Below are 24,398 nucleotides of genomic sequence, written 5' to 3' on the forward strand. Positions count from 1 at the left end.
GCACCGCACGCACGAGGCGCGCAAGGCGACGGACACGAGGCGGGACGGGACTACAAGCGATGACGGCCGGTGTGGACGACGAGGCGACGAGCGGGCACGACACCAACCCCGGAGTCCTCGCCACCCGACGCGGAAGCGGGTCGGGTGGCGGGAAACCGGCCGAGGCGGGCGCGGAGGACGGGACGGCGGCCGGAGGAACCTTCGCCGGGAACGAGGGCGGGGGCCCGGGTGGGGAGGCAGCCGTGGGGATCGATCGTGCGGAGGCGGTGAGCGAAGCGCGTCCCGCGGATCGCCGCCTGCCCGATGTCCGGTACGCCGAGCAGGCCCGTGCGCGGCTCGCGGAGCTGGCGCCGGATGCGGATCCCGGCGGCTTCTCGCTCGGGTACCACCTTCTCCACTTGGCGTACATGCTGGTCACCGACCTGGAGTCGCGCGTACACCGGCCGCGCGGCTGGACCGTTCCGGGGTTTCGGGTGATGTTCAAGTTGTGGGTGCTCGGCCCGACACGTCCGTCACGGCTCGCGGAGCTGTCGGTGATGTCGCGCTCGGCCCTCACCAACGCCGTCAACACCCTCGCCCGCGAAGGGCTGGTCGAACGCCGTCACGCGCCCGGCGACCGGCGCGGCGTGGTGATCGCCCTGACCGAACGCGGCACCGCCGCCGTCACGGAGGCGTTCACCGCCCACGCCGCCCGCGAATCCGCCTGGTTCGCCGACCTGTCCCCATCCGAACGCGACCAACTCACCCACCTGCTCAGCCGGTTGGTCGCCGGACGGCCGGACTGAGCCGGGGACGCCAACTGCGTACGCCCCGGCGGCGAGCGTGGCGGTGCGCCTGCGCCGTGGTCACCGCGAGTCACCCCGGCATGTCCTCCACCACCGCCCACTCCACCGCCCCCCGAGGCCCCCGAGGCCCCCGATCGCATGACCGGTCGTCCCAATCCCGTGCTGAGGCGCCGGAGGTGGCCGTGCGCACGAGTCACGCCCGCGCGGCCCACGACCCCCCACGTCCCCCGAGCCACCGCCTCGCGGGCCTCGGCGCGACGGTCCGCCGCCGACCCCGTGGCGCGTCACCGCGCGACTCACGCCCGCGTGTGACCCACCACCAGCCGCATCGCCCGCTCCACCGCCTCGCGGGCCTCCGCCGTGTGGTCGATCGTCTCGAACCCGTGGTGGCCCGACGGGATGTCCACCACGTCCGGCCGCGCTCCCCGCTCGTCCGCCGCCGTCAGGAAATCCGCCACCGTGGCCGCGATCGCGGGCTGTTCCAGCCCCACCCGCGTCAGGACGATCGGCACGAGGCGCCCGGCCCGCCGCAGCGCGTCCGCGGGACGGAAACGCGAGTCCGCCCTACCCCAGTTCGCTAGCGGCGCCAGCACCGGGTACGTCGCCGCGACACACCGCAGCCAGGCCGGCGGCGCCGCGAGCCAGTCGGTCGCGAGCAGGCCGCCCGCGGAGAAGAACCACAGCGCCACGCGGTCCCCATCGACGCGCGGGTGCGCCCGGACCGACTCGACCGCCTCGGCCACGGCCGCGGCGGCCCGCTCGTAGTCGGCGAGGTCGTGCAGGCCGTGGTCGACGGTCACGCCGACGGCGCCCACACTCGCGGCATACCGGCCGTAGCCGGTGAAGGCCGGCCAATCCCGGGGCGTGGGACGGGCGTTCACCGGAACCGGCCCGCCGTGCACGAACACGATCGCGGGACACGGGAGTTCGTCCTGCGGAAGATGGAAATCGATGTTCCCCACCCGCTCGCGCGGGACGTCCGGCAGGTCCATCAGGAACGGCCGCAAATGCGACGGCGCTTCGTCCGTCGGCGCGGACAGCCGATGGCCCTCACCCGCCGCCGCCCGCCGGAGGACGTCCGCGAGTTCGCCCGGCGCCGACAGCATCGGCCAGTGCCCGGTGGCGAGTTCGAAAAACGTCACGTCCGGGTCGACGAACGCGGCCAGATCCGGATTCCCGAGGTGGACGAGCGATTGCACCAGTTCGATGGTCGTTCCGTTCGCGGTGCAGAGCACACCCGTCGTCGGGACCTTCGCGACGGCACCCGACAGCCGCAGCGGCTGCGTGAGCGTGCGTACCGGCTGCGGGACGGCCCGGCGGGTCAGGCGGTCGAGCAGGTGCGGCGACAGGCCGTCCGTACTGCCCCAGCGCCGCCACGCGTCGGGGGCCGGAGGCGCGATCCGGCCGCCGTCCTCGGATGAGTCCCCGACGCGGTCGCGGGTCACCGGATCCGCGAGCGCCGCGAGCGCGGGCGTCCCCGACGCGGGCACATTGGTGTCAAGGCAGACGATCCGGGCGATCCGCGTCGGCCGCCGGTCCGCGGCCCCGAACGCCGGATACACGCCGTAACCGTGCGCGACCAGGACGACATCGTCCGCGTCCAGGCCGTCGACGACCCGCAGCAGGTCCCGGATGTGCGCCTCCAGATCGGCACCCGCGGAGGACGCCCCTTCGCCGAGCAGCGTCACCGCCTCCGCCCGCGCGCCGAACTCCCGCAGGTGCTCGGCCACTTCCTCCCACACCCAGCCGCCGGTGAAAACGCCCGGCACCAGAATGAACGCCGTCATGACCCCTCCTCGTCCGCTCCGCGCCCGGGTCCCCGGCACGCGTCGCCGTCATGCGCCGTACGGTAGGAACTCCCGTTACGGGAGGTTCAACCCATGGCGCCCGACACACCCGACGACCTGTGGAGCATCGGAGAACTGGCCGCACGCGCGGGCGCGACGGTCAAGACGGTCCGCTTCTACTCGGACGCCGGCCTACTCCCCGAGGCCGCGCGCAGCGGCGGCGGACACCGCCGCTACGGCCCCGACGCGCTCGAACGGCTCCGCCTGATCCGCGCGCTGCGCACGCTCGACGTGCCGCTTCCCGACATCGGCCGCGTCCTGGCCGAAGAGGACGCGCTCACCGACGCCGTCGCCGGACGGCTGCGCAGCATCGGCACGCAGCTGACCGCGCTGCGCTGGCAGGAAGCCGCACTCCGGCTGATCCAGGACTGCCCCGCCGAGGAACGCGCCGAGCGGCTGCACCTGATCGGCACGGTGACGACGCCGCCCGACACCACCGCGCTGGCCCGCTTCTGGCGCCGCTGGCTGCCGCCCCGCCTGCCGGCGCGCGTCGTCTCGACCGTCCTCGACCACACGGTGCCGCAGCCACCGGACGACCCCACTCCGGCGCAGGTCATGGCCTTCGCCCGGCTGCACGCGTTCGTCTCGCGCGACTGCGCGTCGAACGTGCCCTGCCAGCCGGCCGCGCACCGCCCCGACACCGGCTACCGCCCCGCCGTCCTCTACGACGGCCTCGCCGAGGCCTTCACCCTCGCGGCCCCCGCCCTCCGCGCCGACCACACGCCGAGCGCGGGCCCGGCACTCGACTGCTTCGTCTCCGCGTACGCCACGTCCCTGGGCGCCCCCGACAGCCCCGCGTTCCGGCACCGCCTCAGCCGCGAGCTCGCCGCCGACCCCCGCATCGACCACTACTGGCACCTCACCGCCGAGCTGTCCACCCCCACGGCCCCCACCGCCGGCGCGGCCCACACCTGGCTCCGCGAGGCACTGGACGCGCAGGTCGGCGGCCCGGCCGACGGTCACGGCGGTACGGGCACCGGGACGGCCCGCCGGCTGTCGCGGGCCGGGCGGCGTCGCGCCGCGTAGCCGGACGTTCCCCGGCGGCACGGTCGCCGCGAAACCGGCGCCCGTCGTGGGTCGGCGCCCGCCACGCCCGGGCGCGGAACAGCTCGGACTGCATCGGGCGCCCTCCCCCGGCGCCGATCCGCCTCCGCACGGGGTCGACACGCGCGACGCGCGCTCCCGCGTACCGGGTCGCGCGGATAGGGCCACGAACCGGTCGACCCGCTCGGGCACGGGCAACGACATGCGCGACAGGCGCGCCTCCGCGTACCCGGGCCGCGCGCGGGCATACGCCCACGAACCCGGTCGACCCGCTCCCCACGGAGGCCCACTCGTGCGTGCAGTGACCTACGGCGCCTACGCCCCGGACAACTCGGCTCTCTCCTACGGCGAGGCGCCCGACCCCAAGCTCGGCCCCGGGCAGGTGAGGGTCCGCGTGCGGGCGGCGGGGGTCAATCCGGTGGACTGGAAGGTCATGGCCGGCGGGCTCGACGGCATGATGGACGCGGTCTTCCCGGTGATCCCGGGCTGGGACGTGGCCGGAGTGGTCACGGAACTCGGCCCCGACACCCCGGAGTTCGCGGTCGGCGACGAGGTGATGGCGTACGCCCGCAAGGACGTCGTGCACGCGGGCACGTTCGCCGAGTACGTCGCGGTCCCCGCCCCCTTCGTCGCCCGCAAGCCGGCCGCCCTCGACTGGGCGCAGGCCGGCGGCCTGCCGCTGGCGGGCCTCACCGCGCTCCGCTGCCTGGACCACCTGGCCGTCGACGCCCGCGACACCCTGCTCATCCACGGCGCCTCCGGCGGCGTCGGCAGCATCGCCGTCCAGCTGGGACGCGAGCGCGGCGCCCGCGTGATCGGCACGACGTCACCCCGCAACCACGACTTCCTGCGCCGCCTCGGTGCCGAACCGGTCACCTACGGCGAAGGCCTCGTCGAGCGCGTCCGCGCCCTCACGCCGGACGGCGTCTCCGCGGTCGCCGACTTCGTGGGCGGCCAACTCGACGTCACGCGCGCGGTGTTGACGCCGAACGGCCGACACGTCTCCACCGCCGACAACACCGTGGACCAACACGGCGGCCACTGGGTGTGGGTCCGCCCGGACGGCACCAAACTCGCCGAGCTGGCCGCGCTCGCCGACCGGGGCGCGCTGACGGTCGAAGTCTCCGAGACCCATCCCCTGGACCGCGCGGCGGACGCCCTCACCACCCTCCGCACAGGCCACACCCGGGGCAAGGTCGTCATCGTCCCCTGACCGACGCCTCACGTGTCTCGGCGCGCGGCCCACGCCACCTTGAAGCACGCCCACGTGATCTTTCCGTCGGGTTCCCGCGCGTCGACTCCCCAGCGGTCGGCGATCGCCTCGACGATGGCCAGCCCCCGCCCCGAGGTGTCACGGGTGTCACCGCCGCCGGGTCGCGAACGGCAGACGCTGTCCGCGGACTTGCGGCTGTCGAGCACCTCGACGCGCAGGCGGTCGTCGACGACGGCCAGCCTGACGCCGAAGTGGAGTCCGGGAGCGCTCCCGTGCACAAGCGCGTTGGACGCCAGCTCCGACACACACAGGCGGACATCCTCGACCGCCACGTCCAGCCCCCAGTCCGTCAGCGTCACCACGGTGAACGTCCTGGCGAGAGAGACGGATCGGGGTTCCGCCGCAAAGTATCTCCGCGATTCCACGACCATGACCCCTCCAACCCTCCGGATTGCGCGTGAGCGTGACGCCTTGCCATGGACGACGGGCCGGGGCGCGCAAAACGTTCTCGTGTTGCCCGGCTGTGGCACACCTGTGGCCCAACGAGCACGCGTCGCGTCCGCGCGGACGCGGTTCACCGGACCCGTTCCGCCGTCGGTGCGCCCGTGATTCGCGGGCCTCGGGCCAGGGGGGCGGCGACCGTCATGTGAGGATGAGCGCCATGACGGCTGGGCGTTTCGAGGTGCGGCGGAAGTTCTCCGTGGCTCCCGAGGCGGTGTTCGCGGTGTTGCGCGATCCGCGGGGGCATGTGGCGATCGACAGCTCCGGCATGCCGCAGTCCGCCGAGGGCGGGGTGGTGGGCAAGGCGCGCGACGAGTTCGTCGTGCACATGGACCGCGAGGCGCTGAACGCACGGCCTACGCCAGGCGTCGTTTCAGTGTTGCCCAGCGGGTGGACTGGAGGTCGGTGAGGGGGCCTCGGAGGGTGGCGAGTTTGAGGAGGTTGGCTTCGGTGTCGGCGGCCAGGGTCTGGGCTTCGGCGGTGTAGTGGTCCGTGATGAGGGCGGACAGCTCGTGGTCGTTCATCGCGGGGGTGATGCGTTCGGCGATGCGGTTCATGTTGCGGTAGGAGCCCTGGAGACGGAACGGGGGCTCGGTACGGGACTCGTCGGTTTGCGCGGCCGAGGCCATGTACGCGGTGTTGACCGTCAGGACGGTGTCGCGGGCGGCCAGGAGGTTGCGCAACACACCGAGGACGCGGTCGAGTTCGGCCGGGGGCAGGGGGTGGGTGAGCCGGTCCGGGCGGACGGGCTCGTCCGGGTTCTCGGCCCAGTCGAGCAGCAGGTCCAGGTCGTGGGCGTCGCGCTCGGCCAAGGGTGCCAGGACCGGGTTCGAGGTCAGCGCGTTCTCGACGAAGCTGAGGGCGAACACCCCCTGGTGGCCGGTGAGGACGTCGCCGAGGTTCCATACGTCGGCGCGGTTGGCCAGCATGTCGGGGACGCGGAAGCGGCGGCCCTCCTCGGTGTAGGGGTTGCCGGCCATCACCACCGCGAAGCGCTTGCCCCGCAGGTCGTGCGTGTGTGCCTCGCCGTCGCGGACGCCGGTGATGCGGCGCTGGGCGTCGCACAGCGGAATGAACTTCTGCAGCAACTCAGGTGAGGTGTGCTGGATGTCGTCGAGGTAGAGCATCACGTTGTTGCCGGCTTCGAGGGCGAAGTTGATCTTCTCGATCTCGCGGCGCGCGGTCGCGTTGGGTGCCTCGGCGGGGTCGAGGGAGGTCACGGCGTGGCCCAGTGCCGGGCCGTCGACCTTGACCAGCAGCATGCCGAGGCGCGACGCGACGTAGTCGACCAGTGTGGTCTTGCCGTAGCCGGGCGGGGAGATGAGCAGCAGCAGGCCCTGGTTGTCGGTGCGCTTCCGCGCTCCCGCGGCGCCGAGTTGCTTCGCGAGGTTGTCGCCGATCAGCGGCAGGTAGACGCGGTCGATGAGGCGGTTGCGGACGAACGTCGTGACGACGGACGGTCGGTGCTCGTCGACGCGCAGCCGGGCCCGTTCGGCGGTGATGAGTTCGGCGCGCAGCGCCTGGTAGGCGCGGAAGGCCGGAACGTCGTGGGCTCGGAACTCCGCCAGTCGGGACGGCAGTTCGTCGATGCGGACCGGCAACCTGCCGTCTCGGACGCGCGGGTGGGTGCCGAGGAGGCCGGGCACGGTCTCGCGGGTGTCGGACGCGTGGACGTAGCGCGGCAGGTCGGGGCACAGTTCGATGGCGACCGCCTCGGCGAGGTCCCCCGGGGGCACGGGCTCGCCGGAGGATTCCGCGTACGCTCCGAGCCAGGCCTCGACCAGCTGCCGGCGCGCGGACAGCGCGCGCAGTTCGGGCAGGACGTCGTCGTACGCGTCACCCCCGGCCGCGTGGCGGAACTTGTCCAGCAGCGTGTGCGCGCCGGCCGACGTCACGAATCCGGCGTCGCCGAGGGCGAGTTCCTCGACCAGGTACGCGGCGGCGCGGTTCGGGTCGGCGTTGTCGGTGCCACCCGCGGTGTCGACGAACCCCGCGACGACGGAGGCGATTTCGTCGCGCAGGGCGGCGAGGCCGGATGTCGAGCCGAAGGCCGCCCGGGCGCGGCCCAACGACCGTGCGCGCGCCCCCCATTCGCGGCGCGTCGCGTCGTCGCAGCCGTGCGCCCACAGCAGTTGCGCCGTCGCGCGATCGGCCGGCGGGTGGCGCAGCAGCCCCGCGACCGCGTGCAGGCGGAGCAGTGCCGCGAGGATGGCGGCGGCGTCGTGGTCGTGGACGCCCCGCTCGTAGCCCTCGTCGTAGGCGGCCTGGGCGGCCTCCCGGGTCAGCGCGGCCAGTGCGGCGTCGGTCGACGCGGCGAGCGCCGTCGCCCCGTGCTCGGCGAGGAGTCTCGCGGCCAGGAACTCCGCGCGGTAGACCTGGGGTGACTCCGAGGGAAGCGTGCGGTTCCACAGGTGCCGGGCCGCGTCCAGCCTCGGGTCGTCGACGGTGCGGCGGTAGTCGGTGCCGGTGAGCGCGAACGCCATGCGGCCGTCGCGGGGTACGAGGGTGAGGTTGACGGCCTGGGTGCTCGTGGCGAAGCGGTGGCGTCCGAGGCGGACGGTCGTGCCGTCCCCGTCGGCGAGGTCGGCGCGGTCGCGCAGGACCCGGGCGGCCTGTTGGCGGGTCGCCTTCAGGCGGCCGTCCAGTTCCTCGGCGGCCACGAGTTCGCCGAGCCCGCGGAGTTCGGTGATCGCCCGGTGGACCTTCGCGACGGTCGGGTCGGCGGCGAAGAACGCGTCCACGTCGGCGAGGTCGCGGCAGCCGGAGGCGCGGCGCAGCAGGCCGTCCAGGATGCGTCCGGCGGATTCGGTCAACCGGGCGCTGTGGCGCGCCCGTTCGTCGACGAGCGCCTGCCTGCGGACCGCGAACGCGTCCTGGACCCCGTCGCGTTTGCCGTCGAGTTCCCGTTGGAAGTCGTCGAGTTCGGGGAAGCGGGCGGCCAGGTCCTCGATGCGCAGCAGGATGCGGCCGAGGTGGTCGTCGCACGCGTCCGGCGAGTCGGCGGCGGCCAGGGACGCGCCCAGGGTCTGGACGAGCAGCGCGAACTGCGCGGCGGATTCGGCACGGCCCTCCTGTTCCGCGAGGGCGGTCCGACGCGCGGTCAACACGGCGCGGGCGCGGGCGAGTTCGCCTTGGACGTCGGCGACCTGCGCGAGGATCGCGGTGCGTGCGGTGGTGTCGGTGATGTCGAGTTCGCCGACGGTCTCCGTGACGACACGGAGGCCGTGGGCGAGTTCGTCGAGTGCGTCGGTGACGGGGCCGGCGTCCGCGACGGTCCCGATGTCCGCGGCCTGCCCGGCGAGGTCCGCGACGGCCGCGCGTTGCTCGGCGAAGGCGTCGGGCTCGCTGAGGGAGGCGGTCGCGTGCCGGGCCGCGGCGGTGAGTTCGTCGTCGAGCCGGCCGTGCAGCGCGTCGATGCGCTCGGTGTCGGTGTAGCGCATGTCGCGCAGCGGGGCGAGGCGCCCTTGCGCGCGCCGGAGTTCGGCGAGGCGGGCGATCCAGGCGTCCGCGCCGCGCGGCTTCGTGTTGCGCGCCTGCCGGACGAGCGCGGCGACGCGCTCGGCCTCGCGGCCGACGGCCTGCCCGGCGGCCAGGGTGAGGTCGCGCACGGCCGTGAAGGCCGCGAGAACGTGCCCGGCGGTCTCGCCGAGCCCGCGCAACGGCTCGTGCAGGCCGCCGAGTTCGGGATCGGCGAGCCAGTGGTGCCGGTCGGCGACGCGCGTGCAGGCGGCGAGCACGGCCTCGAACGCGGCGGTGGTGGCGCCGGCTTCCTCCACGAGCCGCACCACGGCGAGGCTGTCGGCGATGCCGCGCACCAGATCGGCGTTGCCGACGCGCCCGAGGGGTCCCTCGGCGGGAGGTTGGGCGGCGGCGTACGCGTCGGAGGCGTACGGCGTCGCCCACACCTGGACGGGGTGCGCCTGCTTGGGTTCGGTGTCCCCGCGCAGGACCACCAGGGTTCCGTCGTCCAGGAGGGTGAAGCCCCTGCCGGTCAGGGGAGTCGCGATGTCCTTGCGGATCGCGTTGTACGACAGCAGGACGTCGCGGCCGAGTTCGCGGTGGTGGAAGACGTACAGCGAGTCCTCGCCGTTGGGCGACCGGACGACGCGTTCGAACTCCAGGCCGTCGGTGTCGGTGTCGAACTCCTTGTGCACGCCGGTGCCGAGGTGGAATCCGCCGGGAAAGACGACGCCCTCGTCGCCGGGCAGCCGCCGGGCGCCCTGCCCGATGCCGTCGAGGCGTGCGACGGTTCCGGTGGTCGTCGTGAACACGAAGTGCCGCCAGGCGGTTTCCTTGTACGGCAGCACGCGCAGCAGGATCAGCGTCCCGACGCGGGCGTACCCGATCTCCGCGTCGGCGAGGGACTGCAGCGGCTCGTCGACGGGTTCGCGGTGCAGGGTGCCCTCGGTCGTCTCCGGGTCGTCGACGGTGCGGATGCGCAGCGCGCCGCCGACGGTGGAGACGAACACCTCGCCGTCCACGGAGACGTGCGGGTGCCGTCCGGGCCGGTGGTCCTCGCGGGACGCCGTCGTCCACGCGAAGTCGTACGGCGCGGGGAACACATGGTCGCGTTCCCCGCGCGCGTCGACGTACGCGGGACTGGCGCCGGTCGACGTCCGCCAGCGCAGCACGCGGACGTCCCCGGGCCTCGGCCCGGCCTGGAAGACCGCGAGCAAGAGGCCGTCCACGACCCGGAGTTGCCGCAGCTCGGCGTCACGGTAGTAGCGGAACAGCTCCGTCATGTCGCGCTGGAACGCCGCGTCGCGCAGCAGCCCGGGACCGTCCTCCGGCGGTATGCCGACGAACTCCGTGCGTTCGCCGCCGTCCGGCCGGTAGAGGCCGAACGCGCCGTCCACCACGGAGAGTCCGGTGGTCCCGGGGGCCGGGTTGCCGCCGGCGAGCAGCGCGTCCCCGACCCACGCGAGGTCCCGCAGCACGCGGTCGCCCGCGGTCCGGAGCCGGGCACCGCCGAGGAGGCGCAGGCCGGTCGACCCGAACACCTCGACGCGGCGCCGGTTGAGCCGGTCCGTGCGCCGGCCCAGTTCCTCGGCCTGTGCGGTGAGGCGGGCGCGCAGGACGTCGAAGTCGGCGTCGTCCGGGCGCGGTTCGCCCGGAACGCGGGCCTCCCCCGGGGCCGCGTCCGGCGCACCGTCCGATGCGCCGCGCGCGCCCGCCGCGGCCCCCTCGCCACCGCTCCCCGTGAACCCCATCGTGTTCGTCCCGGTCCCCGTGACCTCCGTGCTGTCCGTGCTCCCCGCGCTGCCCGTGCTGTCCGTGCTGTCCGTGCTGTCCGTCACGCCCCGGTGCCTCTCAGCCCTTGCTGCCGTTGGTGCTCTTGCCGTGCTTGCCGACGACGTCGCCGGCCACGGCGGGCGCCGCGTCCGTGCCGACCGCCCCCGTTCCGAGCGAGCCTTCGCGCATCAGCTTGGTGAGCAGCGCCGACACGGTCAGGTTCTGGACGCCCTCCGTCCCGAGCGACCCGAGCATGCGCGTCACGTCCTGCGGGAAGTCGCCGGAGCCGTCGAGCCAGGACCCGCCCAGCGTGCGCACGGTCTCCGAGCTGCCGACGAATCCGTCGACCCCCTTGCCGAACGACACGGCCCCCACGAGGCGGTCGAGGAAGAGGCTGTCGCCGCCGACGATGTCGATGTCGGCGTTCTCCAGACCGGTGGCGAGCACGGTGGCCTGTGCCTCGGCGACCTGGCGCTGGACATCGAGGCCGGCGAGCCGGATCTCCTTCTCCGCGTCCAACCGCAGGCGGTACTCCTCGTGTTCGCGCGAGGCGGCGTCGAGCGCGGCCATCGCCGCGGCCTTCTCCGCGAGGCCGGCGGCCTCCGACTTGAGCTTGAGGCCGATCGCCTCGGCGGCGACGGCGGACTTGCGCTCGTCGACCAGCGCCTCCGCCTGGCCGACCTTCTCGATCGCCGCGGCGCTGCGCTCCTGGACCTGGATCTCGGCGAGACCCGCCGCGGCGGCCTCCGCCTGGAGCCCTTCCGCGAGGCGCATCTTCGCGCGGGCGTCCAGCTCGGCCGCGTCCTGCCGCGCCTGGGCCAGCACCATCTGCTCGCGGGCCTTGTGCGCGGCGGCCTGTTCGGCGGCCTCGGCGGCCTTGATGTCCTTGACGAGGTTCTGCTGCGCCTCGGCCTCGGCCAGGATGACCGTCGCGGCCCGCTCGCGCTCGGCCTCCTCGACCGCGCGCAACCGCTTGATGCTCTCCTCCTGTTCGGCGACGGTACGGTCCACCGCGACGCGCTCGCGGATGACCTCGGCGATGTCGCGCTTCTCCGCCTCGACCTCGCGGTTCGCCGAGATGCGGGTCAGCTCGGTCTCCCGCTCGCGGCCGATGGCCTCCAACTGCCGGTCCTTCTCGATGCGTTCGTTCTCCACGGCGATGACGCGCTCGCGGTTCTTCTCCGCCACCGCGATCTCCCGGGCGACGTTCTCCCGCTGGATGCCGAGGGCTTCCTCGGTGGTGAGGAACGCGGCCTGGGCGCGCAGGCGCTCCTCCTCCTGCACCCGCGTGGCCTCGGCTTCCTCACGCGCGCGGACGGTGGCGATCTCGCGCTGCTGCTTGAGTTCCGCGTCGGCCTGCCGCCGCTCCAACTCCAGGATCGCCTCCCGCGCGTCGACGTTCTGCCGGGTGATCTCCTTCTCCTCGGTACGCCGGAACTCGTTGGTGCGCACGTGCTCCGCGGCCGTCAGCTCGGTGATCTTCCGGATGCCCTGGGCGTCCAGGATGTTCTCGGCGTCCAGCTGGGCCATCGGCGTCTGTTCGAGGTGGTCGATGGCCGCGTCCTCGAGGCTGTAGCCGTTCAGGTCGGTGCCGATGACCTCGATGATGCGGTCGCGGAACTCCTTGCGGTGGGTGTAGAGGTCGGTGAAGTCGAGCTGCTTGCCGACCGTCTTGAGCGCCTCGGAGAACTTCGCGTTGAACAGCGCCTGCAACGTGGCCTGGTCGCTGGCGCGGGCGGTGCCGATGGCCTGGGCGACCTTCTTGACGTCCTCGACGGTCTTGTTGACGCGGACGAAGAACGTGATCCTGATGTCGGCGCGGATGTTGTCGCGGCAGATCAGCCCGTCCCGGCCGGTCCGCACGATGTCGATGGTCTTCACCGAGATGTCCATGACCTCGGCTTTGTGCAGGATCGGAAGGACGACCTGGCCGGTGAACGTCACGTCCACGCGGCGGAGTTTCGAGACGATCAGTGCCTTGCCCTGCTCCACTTTTCGGAACAGGCGGCTGACGACCAGCAGCAGCGCGATGCCGACGAGCAGGACGACGGCGACGAACACGCTGATGGTCAACGTGATGGCGTTCATGGGGATCCTCGGGTCATGGCGGCCCGCCGCACACGCCCGGTGCGGGGCGCGGCGGACCGGCGAAGAGACGAACCGGTGGTCAGACGGCCGGTGAGCCCGGGTCGAGCGCCGCCTCGAAGGGCGCGACCCAGAAGAACTCGCCGGTGTCGTCGTAGGCGTACAGCAGTCCGGTGACTCCGGCGGAGAAGCTGTCGGTGCCGTGTTGCCGGACCTGCACGATGGCGGTACCGCCGTCCCGCGTGGCCACCTCGGCCTGGCCGAAGTGGGCGTCGACTCGGCCGGTGCGGATCGTGCACGTGCGTCCGACCAGGTCGAGGCGGGACGGCCCGGGTTCGTCGGGGAACAGATGGCGGAGCGGTCGGACGAGCATGCGGGTGGCCGCCCAGGAGACGGCGATGGCGCCGACCAGCACGCCGGTGCCCGCGGCCATGTTTCCGGATGACGGCAGGTGGGCGCGGTGGAGCAGGATGCCCCCGGTCGTACTCAGCGCCCACGACAGCGCCACCAGCAGGGACACGCTGACCGTGACGGGGACCCCGCCCAGGCCGAGTGCGTCGGCGCCGGCGCCGGTGTCGAAGGTGTCGTGCTCCAGCGCGCCCACCAGGACGCACAGCCAGAACAGGGCCACGACGATCAGGGCGAACGTGCAGACCATGGCCGGGAAGGAGAACACCGCTGCGGCGAACTCGCCCATCGCCGCCCCCTTTTCCGTTGCGCTCCGTCGTTTTTCGTGAGCTGTGGTGAGATTTCGTCAGTCCAGTCGCGGTCGGCGGTCTCGGTTGTCACGCGTGTTCCGTGCGGCGGCGATACGCACCGGGGGCAACCACGGCACACCACGGACCAGGCCGACGAAGGGGCCCTGCCGATCGGGGAGTTGCCCGCGTTTCACAGCGGAAGACCGCCGCCGCGACGATCCTGCACGCCGCGGTCGCTTCGGCGCATTGCCGAACCCCGGCAATCTTAACGCGTTCTTTATGCAGGGTCCGCGCGGGCGGCGGCCCGGGAACGCGTCGGGCGGCGGCCGAGAAGGCCGCCGCCCGAAGGGTGCCGCATCGTGGGCCCGGCACCGAAGGGCGTGCGATCGCCCGTCCGTGTGCCGCGCGGTCAGCCCCGCAGGTCCACGGTGTCCGCGTTGCCGTGCCGGTACAACACGGCCTGCAAGTCCAGGTATCCGATGGGGAATTCGTCCAACACCTCGGCCAGCACCTCGCCGAGGTACGCGGTGGCCGCCTCCGGCAGCGAGGCGCCCCACGTGCCGCGCAGCGACCAGGCCAGCCAGGCGCGCGCGACGTCCGGGACGGCCGCCCGGCCCTCGGCGTCGAGCAGCACGGCACCGGGTGTGACGTCGACCAGAAGCTCCTCGATCCGCCCCGGGCTCATACGCCGCGGGTCGTCCCCGGCGGCGGCGATGTGCTCGGCCCAGACGGTCACGAGACGACCCGCCCACGCGGCGTCGGCCAGCTCCGCGGCCTCGGGCGCGGCCAGGAACTCCCCTACGAGGGCGTCGACTTCGTACGCCTGGTCGGTGGCGTCGGCGGCACCGGCCGGGAGCGTCGCGACCCGCGCCCGCGCGAAGGCGCGCGTGGCCGGGAAGTCCTCGCCCAGTTCCTCCGATAGCTCGGGGTCGTCACCGCCGGCCGCGTCGGTGAAGGCGAGCGCACGCGTCAGGCGGGCCCCGGCGACCGCCGCGTCAACGGGCGTGACGCTGCTGAACGGGTCGTCGGCACACTGCTCCTGGAGCGCCGCGAGCGCGGACGGCACGTCGTCGACGACGAAGGCGTCCTTGGCGAGGCCGCCGAGGGTGTGGTCGACCAGCACGAACACCGCGTGCGCGGCGCCGTCGCGGACGAACGAGCACAGGAACGACTCCTGGTCGCCGAAGTCGTCGCCGTACCGGAAGCACGCGTCCGCGACGGCCGCGGGCGCCCCCGCCCACGCGGGTGCGCGCACCCCCGACGCGGTGAGCCGCTCGGCCGCGTCCGCGGCCCCCTCGACGCCGAACGCGGCGAGGGTGTGGCACAGCAGGTTGGCCTCGGGGCTCGCGGCCTTCTCCAGGTGCGGCAGCAGATCGGCCGCGACCTCCGAGACCCCTTGGAGCCAGAAGGCCCCCAGGAAGTCGGAGCACCACAGCTCGGCCTGGAGCGGGTCGAGATCGTCGAGGAGCGGGGCGGCGTCGGCGAGGACGTCGTCCAACGGAAGCGGGGAGTTCATACGACACACTCTCTCAGGAATCCCGCCGCCGGTCCGGCGCATCCCGGCAAGCGGGCGGCGGCACTCACTTGGCGTCCTCCCGAGCACGCAGCAAATCCTTGATCCGGCCGACGAGTTCGTCGTCGTCGGTCACCGGCTTGCCCCGCACCAGGGCGCCCAGCCGCTCGGCGGTACTGAAGTCGTAGGCCCGCTCGGTCTCCTCGCCGGGAGTGTTCTCGTACACCTCCTTCGTCCGGAATCCGACGGTCTTGTCGACGACTTTCGCGATGAGCCACGTGACGGCGAACGAGTAGGCGGCCACGGCCGCGATCGCGACCAGCTGCCGCCACAGCAACGACACGCCCCCGCCGTAGAACAGCCCTTCCTTGCCGCTGATGCGCGCGGTGGCCATGAGCCCGACCATGATGAGGCCGACCAGTCCGCCGGCGCCGTGCACGCCGACCACGTCCAGGGTGTCGTCGACGTCGATGCGGAACTTCAGCGTCACCGCGAACGCGCACACGAACCCGGCCACCAGCCCGGTGACCACCGCGCCGAGGGTGTTGACCTCGCCGCACGCGGGGGTGATCGCGACCATGCCGGCCACCGACGCCGACGCGACGCCGAGCATGGTGACCTTGCCGGTACGCCACTTCTCCACCAGCGGCCAGGTGATCATCGCGCCCGCCGCCCCCAGCTGCGTGTTGATGAGCGCCGCCGCCGCGGTCCCCTGGTCCTTGAGCGCCGAGCCGGCGTTGAAGCCGAACCAGCCGAACCACAGCAGCGCGACGCCGATCACCACGAGGGGGATGTTGTTGGGCCGTTCCTCGATCCGCTTGAAGTCCGGCCGGCCGCGCAGCACCATGGCGGTCGCCAGCCCGGCGATTCCCGAGTTCAGCTCGACCGGCAGCCCGCCGGCGAAGTCGAGGGCGCCCAGGTGGTCGACGATCCAGCCGTCCTTGTCGAACACCCAGTGCGCCATCGGCACGTACACCAGCAGCAGCCACGCCGAGGAGAACCACAGCCAGCCGCGCATCGTCGCGCGCCCGGCGATCGCGCCGCTGATCAGGGCCACGGTCACGATGGCGAAGGTCATCTGGAAGGTGCCGAACACGTACGTGGGGATCGACCCGCTGAGCGTGTTGATCTCGATGCCGCGGAAGAACGCGTGGTCCATGTCGCCGATCAGGCCCACCCCGCCGACGTCCGGGCCGAACGCGAGCGTGTAGCCGATCGCCCACCACAGCAGCGACACACTCGCCAGGCACCAGAAGCTCATCTTGAGCATCACCAGGATGTGCCGGGTGCGGACCATGCCGCCGTAGAAGAACGCGAGGCCCGGCGTCATCAGCAGCACCATCGCCGAGGCGGCGAGCAGCCAGGCGGTGTCGCCGGAGTTGTACGCGGGCGGCATCGGAGGTGGTGCGGTCAGCATCGCGTTGCTCCACTTCGAGGGCGGCGGCGCCTGGTCGGACGCCGGGGCGGCGCTACGGTCAGGGCTTGCGCAGGTCGGGCGCGGGCGTCCCGGTGAGCAGGCGCCGCACGGCGTCCCATGCCGCCCGCTGGGCCCGGCCCAATTCCGGCTCGTCGTCGCCGAGGACGCGGGCCCACGCGCCGCAGTCGTCCGGCAGCACGCTCACCCCGGACAGCACGCCGCGGCCGTCGAGCGCGCCGAGCAGGGCACGGGCCACGTCGTCCGCCGGCACCCGGTCCGTGACGACGAACAGCGACGCGACGAGGTCGTGGCCTCCGAGGACACCCGGCCCCAGCACCCCGGCACCCCGGCCCGGCTCCAGCCGGAGGGTGTCGATCGCCAGCAACGCGCCGGACGGCCGCCGGATTTCGAGGTCGGTCGCCAGGACCCGGTACGCGTGGCGCTCACCACGCGCGATCCGCCCCGCGACGACCGTCTCACCGAGCACGACGGTGGCGCCCGGTTCGACGACGACATCGGTGTGCTGGAAGTACCGCGCGTCACGGAAGGGGATGACCGGGTCCGGCAGGTACTCCAGGTACGCCCCGGCCGCGGCGCGCAGCCCCACGCGGTGCGTCGCGTAGTCGAACTCCATCCGGTGGACCTTCGTGGCGGCCTGCCCGGTGACGTGCACCCGGGTGTCCGGCCCGCACACGACGTCCGTGCGGTACCGGTCGGCCTGGGTCGCCCCGGCGCCGGTGACCATGACGTACACGAACGCCATGTCGGGCAGGTGCGGGTCGATGTACAGCGGTCGCATCATCTGGAGCGGCGACTTCTGGTAGCGGCCCACGAGTTCGGTCTGGCCGCCGCGGTACGCGAACTCCAGGTCCAGGACCCCGGCCTTCGCGGGCGACCACGCCGGGAGCGTGTCCGGGACTCCCGCGAGGGCCGCGAATTCGGGCGGGACCCGGTCGCCCGCCCGGTCGATCCTGTCCCTGGGGCTCGCGGCGGCCGTCACGGCGTCAGCACCCCGCGACGGGATTCCACGAAGTCCGCGACGTCGTCGACGCCGGTGCCCGTCAGGCAGTCGGTGAGCACCACCGGGCGGTCGTCGCGCACGTGGTGCGCGTCCGACTCCATGACCGCCAGGTCGCAGCGCACGTACCGCGCGATGTCGGTCTTGTTGATCACCAGCAGGTCCGAGTCGGTGATGCCGGGGCCGCGTTTGCGCGGCATCTTGTCGCCCTCGGCGGTGTCGAGGACGAAGACGAACACGTCGACCAGCGCCGGGCTGAACGTGAGCGTCAGGTTGTCGCCGCCGCTCTCGTACAACAGGGTGTCGATGTCCCGGTGCCGGTCCAGGAGTTCGGCCCCGGCCGCCAGGTTCATCGTCGGGTCGTCGCGGACCGCGGTGTGCGGGCAGGCGCCTGTCTCCACGCCCACGACGCGATCCTCGTCGAGGACGCCCGCGAGGGTGCGGCGGATGTGCCGGGCGTCCTCCTGCGTGTAGATGTCGTTGGTGATGACGCCCGGCCGCCGCCCGCGCGCGACCAGCACCGGGACCAGCGCCTCGATCAGGGCGGTCTTCCCCGACCCGACCGGGCCGCCGATACCGATCCGCAATACGTTGTCCTGCTCCATGTCCTCGCTCCTGTGGCTCGAAAGGGGTGGGGATTCCGCCGACCGGCACGCCGGCTCAGGTGGCGAACAGCCGGGCCTCGGCCCGTTCGTGGCGGCCCGACATGACGTCCGCCCCGAAGGTGTGGCCGCCCAGGTCGGCCGCTTCGCGGGTGAGTGCCGCCGCCGCGACCTCCTCGATCACCGGCGCGGCGCCGCGCACGAGCACTTGGGCGCGGCGGTGGTCGGTCAGGCGGAGCCGCAGCGCCGCCCCGGCGAAGCCCGCGCAGAACGCGAACAGGTCGGCGGCGACGGCGTGTTCGACCGGGACGGCGTTGCCGGCGTGGATCACCCCGGCGGCCACGGCCTGGGTGCCCGGGGCCTCGCGGCGCGCGACGACCCCGGCGTAGGCGGTGGCCGCCCGGCCGCCGAAGACCTCGGCGGCCAGGTCGATCATCTGCCGGCCGGTGCGGACCGACGCCATCCGCACCTCGCGGTTGAGTTTCGTCGCGAACAGCCGCCGGTCGACGGCCGCCACCGCCTCGAACTCCCCGGCCCGCGCGGCCCGGTGGGCGAGGACGAGCGCGGTGGCGTCGCCGGGGCCGACTCCGTGCCGCAGCAGGTCGTGCAGCAGGTCCGGCACCGTCTCCGGGGTGACGGCGCCGGCCTGCGCGTATCCCTCCAGTCCGTGCGACAGCGTGTAGAAGCCGCTGGGGAACGCCGAGTCGGTGAGCTGGAGAGCGGCCAACAGCGGTGCCAGGGCAGGGAGTTCGGCGGGATGCCCGGGGGTGTCCCGGACACTCCCGGCGCCGGCGGTGTTCTCGTCGTACACGGGTTCAGGCCAGGAAGTAGAGCTGGTTGAGCGGCAGTCTCTCCGCCGGTTCGATCGCGGCCACCTCGCCGTTCACGGTGACCTTGAACGTTTCCGGGTCCACCTCGATCCTCGGGACCAGGTTGTTGCGGACCATGTTGTGCTTGCCGATCGTGCGGGTGGTGCGCACCGGCAACACCGTGCGCTTGAGGTCCAGTTGCTCGGGCACCCCGGCGGCGACGGCGGCCTGCGACATGAACGTCACGTGCGTGGCCTGCCGCGCGCGGCCGTAGAGCCCGAACATCGGCCGGTAGCGCACCGGTTGCGGGGTCGGCAGCGACGCGTTCGGGTCGCCCATCTGCGCCCACGAGATGATGCCGCCCTTGATGACCATCTTCGGCTTGGCCGCGAAGGAGTGGATCGGCCACAGGACGATGTCGGCGAGCTTGCCCGCCTCCAGGGAGCCGATGTGCTCCGACATCCCGGTGGCGATGGCCGGGTTGATGGTCACCTTGGCGAGGTAGCGCAGCACCCGCTGGTTGTCGTTGCGTTCGGAGTCCTCGGGGAGCCTGCCGCGCTTGTCCTTGTTGTGGTGCGCGGTCTGGAAGCAGCGGGTGACCGATTCGCCGACGCGGCCCATCGCCTGCGAGTCGGACGAGAACATGCTGATCGCGCCGAGGTCGTGCAGCACGGTTTCCGCGGAGATCGTCTCGGCGCGCACCCGGGAGTCGGCGAACGCGACGTCCTCGGGGATGTCGTGGCTCAGGTGGTGGCACACCATGACCATGTCGAGCAGTTCGTCGACGGAGTTGACCGTGTACGGCAGCGTCGGGTTCGTCGACGAGGGCAGGATGTTCGGTTCGCCGACGACGCGCAGGATGTCCGGCGCGTGCCCGCCGCCCGCGCCCTCGCTGTGAAAGGTGTGGATCGTCCGGCCGTCGAACGCCGAGCGGGTGTCCTCGAAGTAGCCGCCCTCGTTGAGGCTGTCGGTGTGGATGGCCACCTGGACGTCGTAGTGGTCGGCGACGTTGAGGGCGTTGTCGATGACGGCGGGGGTCGAGCCCCAGTCCTCGTGCACCTTGAGCGCGCACGCGCCGGCCTCGATCTGCTCGGCGAGGGCGTCCGGCCGGCTGCCGTTGCCCTTGCCCATGATGCCGACGTTGACGGCCATGCCCTCGCACGCCTGGAGCAGCCGGTGGATGTTGTACGGCCCGGGCGTGCACGTGGTGCCGTTGCTGCCGTCCGAGGGGCCGGTGCCGCCGCCGACGAGGGTCGTGATGCCGTTGGTCAGGGCCTGCTCGGCCTGCTGCGGCGCGATCAGGTGGACGTGGGAGTCGATCGCGCCGGCCGTCGCGATGAGGTGTTCGCCGGCGATGGCCTCGGTGCCCGGCCCGATGACCAGGCGCGGGTCCACGCCGTCCTGGGTCTGCGGGTTGCCGGATTTCCCGATCCCGGCAATGAGGCCGTCCTTGATGCCGATGTCGCACTTGACGACACCGAGGATCGGGTCGATGACCACGACGTTGGTGATCACCGTGTCCAACGCGCCCTGCGCGCTGGTCGCCTGGGGGTCGGACGCCATGCCGTCGCGCATGGTCTTGCCGCCGCCGTAGAGGACTTCGTCGCCGTACAGGCCCTCGCTGAAGTCCTTCTCCACCTCGACGACGAGATTCGTGTCGCCGAGGTGGAAGCGGTCCCCGACCGTGGGGCCGAACATGTCCGTGTATTGCTTGCGGGACAGGACAGGCATCAGCGGGAACCCTTCGTGGACTTGCTGCCGGAACTGTTGTGGCTCTTGCCGCTCGCGGCCGAGTCGTCGGCGGCCTGGAACCCCTGCTCGATCGCCCGCCGCACCGCCTCGACGCGCGCGGCGTGCGAGATGACGCTGCCGTTGAGCAGGCCGCTGAACCCGACCAGGCGCCCCGTGCCGCCGTACGCGACCAACTCGACCTCGCGGGTGGCGCCCGGCTCGATGCGCACGGACGTCCCCGCCGGGATGTTGAGCCGCATGCCGAGCGTCGGCGTGCGGTCGAACTCCAGGGCCGCGTTGACCTCGAAGAAGTGGTAGTGCGAACCGATTTGGACCGGTCGGTCGCCGCGGTTGCGCACGGTCACCGTCAGGGTGCGGCGGCCGGCGTTGATCTCGACGGGGTCGTCGCCGTAGATGTACTTCTGCCGGAAAACCATGGGGTGCTCCTGTGGGGGTGCGGATGCTCGGGGCCGTGCCGCCGGGTCGGGCGGGCGGCTGCTCGTGGGGGTGCGGGTGGGGGTCGGCGCGGGGGTGGGGGTGGCTGTGGGAGTGGCCGTGGGAGTGGCCGTGGGAGTGGCCGTGGCCGCCGGCCAGGCCCTCGGTGATCCCGGTGTCGCCGGATTCGGCGAACCGGCGGACGGCGTCGGCCACGCGCGTGGCCACGACCGCGGCGACCACCGCCGGCGACAGGAGCGGAACCGCGGCGCGGGGACGTTCGCCGGCCGGGGCCGCGGGGGCCGTGGAATGCGGTGGGGTCCTCGGATCGGCCGGATCGGCCGGATCGGGCGGGTCGGGCGGGCCCGTGAGGCCCGTCAGGCCCGTCAGTTCCGGCACCGCGAAGCCGGCCGACAGTACGCCCACCCGGTCGGCGCCGAGCAACCGGCACCGGCGTACGCCTTCGGGCAGATCCGGATCGCCGCCCATCAGCGCGGGTTCGACGAGCCGGTGGCGTCCGAACTGCCGCACCAGGCGGGCGATGCGGAACAACTCGGCGTCGTCGTCCGGGGTCCCCGAGGTCCCGGCGATCAGGAGCGCGGCGTCGGCCGGGATGGTGAGCGCGGCCGTGCGCAGCCACGCGATCGCGTGTGCGGCGGTGGCGAACGGCGTTGCCAGCAGCACCGGTTCGCGGTCCCCGGAGGACGACCAGGCAAGCGTCGCGGCGGTGTCGTGCACCAGGTTCTCGTCGCGCCCCGCCGTCATGGGGACCACGCACACGCGGTCCGCGCCGAGCCCGAGCAGGCGGGCGACGTGGCCGCGCAGGTCCCGGCCGGGTGCCGAGACGGCGGTGTGCGGGCCGAGCAGCGGCGCGAGGGCGGAGCCGTACGCGCTCTCGTGGCCGCCGACCACGATCACCGCGGTGCCGGCGAGCCGGCTGTCAGCCACTGATCGGGTCATGGCAGGAGACCAGCTTGGTCCCGTCGACGAAGGTCGCCTCCACCTGGAGCAGCCCGAGCATCGCGCGGACGCCGGGCATCGTCTCGCTCTCGGCGACGACGTGGCGCCCCAGTTCCATGCAGTCCGCGACGGTCTTGCCGTCGCGGGCCGCCTCCAGGATCGCCTCGGTGACGAGCGCGACGGACTCCGCGTAGTTCAGCTTGAGCCCCCGCTCACGCCGTTTGCGGGCCAGGTCAGCGACCACGTAGACGAGGAGCTTGTCGATCTCCCGGGGCGCCAGGTTCATCGAACTTCCTTTCTCATGCGGGGATTCGGCGGTCGACCGGCGGTCAGCCGGCGGATTGCGGGGCGGGCTCCGGCAGGCGTGGCCGCGCCAGACGGGGGACGGCCGCCATGAGCATCCAGGTGGTGAGGATGAACGGCCACGTGAACGTGTGGCCGCCGAAGGGCTTGAAGAGGTTGGTGATCGACGCGGTCAGCCCGGTCGAGACGGCGGCCCCGAAGAGCGCGTAGCCGGCGCCCCACAGGTCCGCGCGCAGCTTCACCGCTCCGACGGCGATGGCGACGAGGACGGCGTTGTAGCCGTAAATGCCGTTCTCGACCAGGGTGGACGGCGCTCCCAGCGCCCACGCGGTGAAGATGCCGACGACACTGCCGAGGGCCGCGAAGAGTCCCACGCGCCATCCCGCGACGCACAGGCCCGCGAGCATGATGAGCCCGACGTACCACTCGTCGACGAGGAAGATCTGCGAGACGTTCGAGAAGAAGCCGTGCCACAGGTCGTTCCACGACAGCGACGTGCCGCCTTTGGTCGCGCTCGACAGCTTGGTCCGGCTGCCGCCGTGCCACACCCGTTCGAACGACGGCGCCCCCAGCACCATGACGCCCGAGATCAGGCAGAACGGAGCGGTGAGCGCGGTCAGCCCGTAGGGCGCGAAGAACGTGGTGAGGGTCGCGGTCAGGATCGCGCAGAGCGCCGCGGCGGCGACGGTGAGGATGTAGGTCGAGCCGTGGTGCCCGAGCGAGGTGATCAAGGCGATGCCCGTCAGGCAGCCGCAGTAGCCGTACAGCCCGAAGACGACGTGCCGCCGGGGGACCCCGAGCAGCACGGCGGTCGCGGTCGACGCCAGCGTGCCGATCGTGGCGAAGAGCCCGACCTCCCAGCCCGACACCCACAGGGCCGCGAAGATGGCCAGGCCGGTGACCAGGTTGGACTGCAGGTCGACCTGGCCGAATCCGCGGATCGACGCCAAGAGGGGGTCGGTCTTCCGGCGCTGGTCCGTGCCGGGGTCCAGGACCCGGGTCAGCGAAGGCACATGCGCTCCCTGTCTCGGGCGGGGGCTGCGGGGGAAATCGCGGCGGGAGCCGCGCGAACGGGCACGGCGCATATGTCCCGATCCACGGCGTCGATTCGGCTACCAACCGGTACGGCGCCGAACGTGCGGAACGTCAACCCGTCTGCGGGCACGGAGATGCGGGCCCCGCGCGACGGCCGTACGGTCGCGGCGTGCCCGCATCACGAGAAGACGCCGCTCATCCGGCGAAATCGGCGGGTCCGGGACCACTCACACTGGTCGGCGCGGTCGCGGTGGGCGGCGGTACGGGTTCCGTCGCCCGCTTCGCGGTCGAGGACAACTGGACCGCCGGGCCGCACGACTTCCCCTGGGCGACGACGGTCACGAACATCGTCGGGTGCACGGTCATGGGCGTGCTCATGGTCGTCCTGAAAGAGCGTTGGCGGAACGCCCCCGCGGTGGTGAACCCGATGCTGGGCACCGGGTTCCTCGGCGGCTTCACGACGTTCTCGTCGTACACCGACGACGTCCGCAGGCTCATCGACAACGACGAGATCGGGTACGCGATGGCCCGTCTCTTCCTCACGATCGTCGGCGCGCTGGTCGGTGTGTGGCTCGGCACCGTGATCGGCCGTGTGCTGCTCCTGGGACCGGCGGCGGTCCGGGGAGGGCGCGTGCCGTGAACTGGCTGCTCATCTTCGTCGGCGGCGCGCTCGGCGCCCCGGTGCGGTATCTGATCGGCAAGGGTGTGAAGGCCCGGTGGCCGACCACGATCCCCTGGGGCACGTTCATCGCGAACAGCGGCGCGGCGCTGCTGCTGGGCTTCCTCGCCGAGTCCGCGGCCCGGGGCGGGATCGGACCCAATACGAAGTTCCTGCTGGCGACCGGGTTTTGCGGCGCCCTGTCGACGTGGTCGACGTTCTCGTACGAACTGCTCACGATGGGCACGTCGCGGCGCACGGCCGCGGCCGGGATCTACCTCGCGGTCACGGTCGCGTTCGGCATCGGACTCGCCTTCGCGGGGGCGGCGGTGGCCGACGCGATCTGGTGACCGGCGGGACGGTCCCGCACGCGCGGTCCCGAACGCGCAGCGGGAACCCGGACGGAGCGGTGCGCGTCTCAAGGTGGCTCCACCACACATTCAAGGACAAGCGGAGCAACCTGGGAGGTCACATGGTCCGCCGCACGGCCCGCGCCCGACGACGGAGGCTGA

The 24,398-nt window shown here is 72.7% G+C and carries 21 protein-coding genes; 7 read left to right on the forward strand and 14 right to left on the reverse strand.

The genetic code is table 11. The annotated features are described in order from the left end of the window. Positions 1-242: 242 nt before the first annotated feature. Positions 243-785, forward strand: a complete 543-nt coding sequence (locus LO772_RS03600) for a MarR family winged helix-turn-helix transcriptional regulator (RefSeq protein WP_231776871.1) — start codon at positions 243-245, stop codon at positions 783-785. Between the two features lie 296 nt (positions 786-1,081). Here the strand turns inward: LO772_RS03600 and LO772_RS03605 are convergent, their stop codons facing one another. Further along, entirely contained in the window at positions 1,082-2,572 is a 1,491-nt protein-coding gene (locus LO772_RS03605; protein ID WP_231776872.1) for an alpha/beta hydrolase, read from the reverse strand. Between the two features lie 93 nt (positions 2,573-2,665). Between LO772_RS03605 and LO772_RS03610 the strand changes: the two genes are divergently transcribed. Together LO772_RS03610 and LO772_RS03615 are read left to right on the forward strand one after the other, a co-directional pair. Beyond that, positions 2,666-3,658: a helix-turn-helix domain-containing protein gene (locus LO772_RS03610; protein ID WP_231776873.1), complete on the forward strand. Its 993-nt coding sequence runs from the start codon at positions 2,666-2,668 to the stop codon at positions 3,656-3,658. A 310-nt stretch (positions 3,659-3,968) separates the two neighbouring features. Continuing rightward, positions 3,969-4,889 (forward strand): NADP-dependent oxidoreductase, encoded by a 921-nt coding sequence (locus LO772_RS03615; RefSeq protein WP_231776874.1) that lies wholly within the window; start codon positions 3,969-3,971, stop codon positions 4,887-4,889. A gap of 8 nt (positions 4,890-4,897) precedes the next feature. Here the strand turns inward: LO772_RS03615 and LO772_RS03620 are convergent, their stop codons facing one another. Continuing rightward, positions 4,898-5,320: an ATP-binding protein gene (locus LO772_RS03620; RefSeq protein WP_231776875.1), complete on the reverse strand. Its 423-nt coding sequence runs from the start codon at positions 5,318-5,320 to the stop codon at positions 4,898-4,900. Positions 5,321-5,550: 230 nt separating this feature from the next. Between LO772_RS03620 and LO772_RS03625 the strand changes: the two genes are divergently transcribed. Next, entirely contained in the window at positions 5,551-5,799 is a 249-nt protein-coding gene (locus LO772_RS03625; RefSeq protein WP_231776876.1) for a hypothetical protein, read from the forward strand. On the opposite strand, the gene LO772_RS03630 is transcribed toward LO772_RS03625, so the two are convergent. From LO772_RS03630 to LO772_RS03675, 10 genes are all read right to left on the reverse strand, one after another. After that, on the reverse strand, positions 5,747-10,687 hold the full coding sequence (locus LO772_RS03630) for a DNA repair ATPase (protein ID WP_231776877.1): 4,941 nt from the start codon (positions 10,685-10,687) through the stop codon (positions 5,747-5,749). The genes LO772_RS03625 and LO772_RS03630 overlap by 53 nt on opposite strands. Positions 10,688-10,700: 13 nt before the next feature. Beyond that, a complete protein-coding gene (locus LO772_RS03635) occupies positions 10,701-12,710 on the reverse strand; it encodes a flotillin family protein (protein ID WP_231776878.1) in 2,010 nt (669 codons plus the stop codon). 79 nt (positions 12,711-12,789) lie between these two features. Continuing rightward, positions 12,790-13,404: a hypothetical protein gene (locus LO772_RS03640; RefSeq protein ID WP_231776879.1), complete on the reverse strand. Its 615-nt coding sequence runs from the start codon at positions 13,402-13,404 to the stop codon at positions 12,790-12,792. A gap of 410 nt (positions 13,405-13,814) precedes the next feature. Further along, a complete protein-coding gene (locus tag LO772_RS03645; protein ID WP_231776880.1) occupies positions 13,815-14,921 on the reverse strand; it encodes a hypothetical protein in 1,107 nt (368 codons plus the stop codon). Positions 14,922-14,985: 64 nt separating this feature from the next. Further along, positions 14,986-16,335 (reverse strand): ammonium transporter, encoded by a 1,350-nt coding sequence (locus tag LO772_RS03650; RefSeq protein WP_231776881.1) that lies wholly within the window; start codon positions 16,333-16,335, stop codon positions 14,986-14,988. 58 nt (positions 16,336-16,393) lie between these two features. Further along, on the reverse strand, positions 16,394-17,335 hold the full coding sequence (locus tag LO772_RS03655; protein WP_231776882.1) for an urease accessory protein UreD: 942 nt from the start codon (positions 17,333-17,335) through the stop codon (positions 16,394-16,396). Beyond that, positions 17,332-17,958, reverse strand: a complete 627-nt coding sequence (ureG, locus tag LO772_RS03660) for an urease accessory protein UreG (protein WP_231776883.1) — start codon at positions 17,956-17,958, stop codon at positions 17,332-17,334. Before ureG ends, LO772_RS03655 begins: the two co-directional genes overlap by 4 nt. A gap of 55 nt (positions 17,959-18,013) precedes the next feature. Next, positions 18,014-18,766, reverse strand: coding sequence for an urease accessory protein UreF (locus LO772_RS03665; protein WP_443089363.1), 753 nt, complete (start codon positions 18,764-18,766; stop codon positions 18,014-18,016). Positions 18,767-18,770: 4 nt separating this feature from the next. After that, complete coding sequence (ureC, locus tag LO772_RS03670; RefSeq protein WP_231776884.1) at positions 18,771-20,495, reverse strand: urease subunit alpha; 1,725 nt, start codon at positions 20,493-20,495, stop codon at positions 18,771-18,773. Beyond that, positions 20,495-20,932: an urease subunit beta gene (locus LO772_RS03675; RefSeq protein ID WP_231776885.1), complete on the reverse strand. Its 438-nt coding sequence runs from the start codon at positions 20,930-20,932 to the stop codon at positions 20,495-20,497. Before LO772_RS03675 ends, ureC begins: the two co-directional genes overlap by 1 nt. A 130-nt stretch (positions 20,933-21,062) precedes the next feature. On the opposite strand from LO772_RS03675, the gene LO772_RS03680 reads away from it, so the two are divergent. Beyond that, a complete protein-coding gene (locus LO772_RS03680) occupies positions 21,063-21,881 on the forward strand; it encodes a hypothetical protein (RefSeq protein ID WP_231776886.1) in 819 nt (272 codons plus the stop codon). Here the strand turns inward: LO772_RS03680 and LO772_RS03685 are convergent. Next, positions 21,871-22,176, reverse strand: a complete 306-nt coding sequence (locus LO772_RS03685; RefSeq protein WP_231776887.1) for an urease subunit gamma — start codon at positions 22,174-22,176, stop codon at positions 21,871-21,873. The two genes, LO772_RS03680 and LO772_RS03685, sit on opposite strands and share 11 nt — an antisense overlap. 43 nt (positions 22,177-22,219) lie before the next feature. Continuing rightward, the gene (locus LO772_RS03690; RefSeq protein WP_231776888.1) at positions 22,220-23,206 is read right to left on the reverse strand and encodes an urea transporter; all 987 of its coding nucleotides are present in this window, start codon (positions 23,204-23,206) and stop codon (positions 22,220-22,222) included. Between the two features lie 191 nt (positions 23,207-23,397). On the opposite strand from LO772_RS03690, the gene crcB reads away from it, so the two are divergent. Together crcB and LO772_RS03700 are read left to right on the forward strand one after the other, a co-directional pair. Continuing rightward, the gene (crcB, locus tag LO772_RS03695; RefSeq protein WP_231776889.1) at positions 23,398-23,868 is read left to right on the forward strand and encodes a fluoride efflux transporter CrcB; all 471 of its coding nucleotides are present in this window, start codon (positions 23,398-23,400) and stop codon (positions 23,866-23,868) included. Further along, positions 23,865-24,236, forward strand: a complete 372-nt coding sequence (locus tag LO772_RS03700) for a fluoride efflux transporter FluC (protein ID WP_231776890.1) — start codon at positions 23,865-23,867, stop codon at positions 24,234-24,236. The genes crcB and LO772_RS03700 overlap by 4 nt, the downstream gene beginning before the upstream one ends. The last annotated feature ends 162 nt before the right edge of the window (positions 24,237-24,398 follow it).

The organism is Yinghuangia sp. ASG 101, from assembly GCF_021165735.1.
Lineage (GTDB): Bacteria > Actinomycetota > Actinomycetes > Streptomycetales > Streptomycetaceae > Yinghuangia.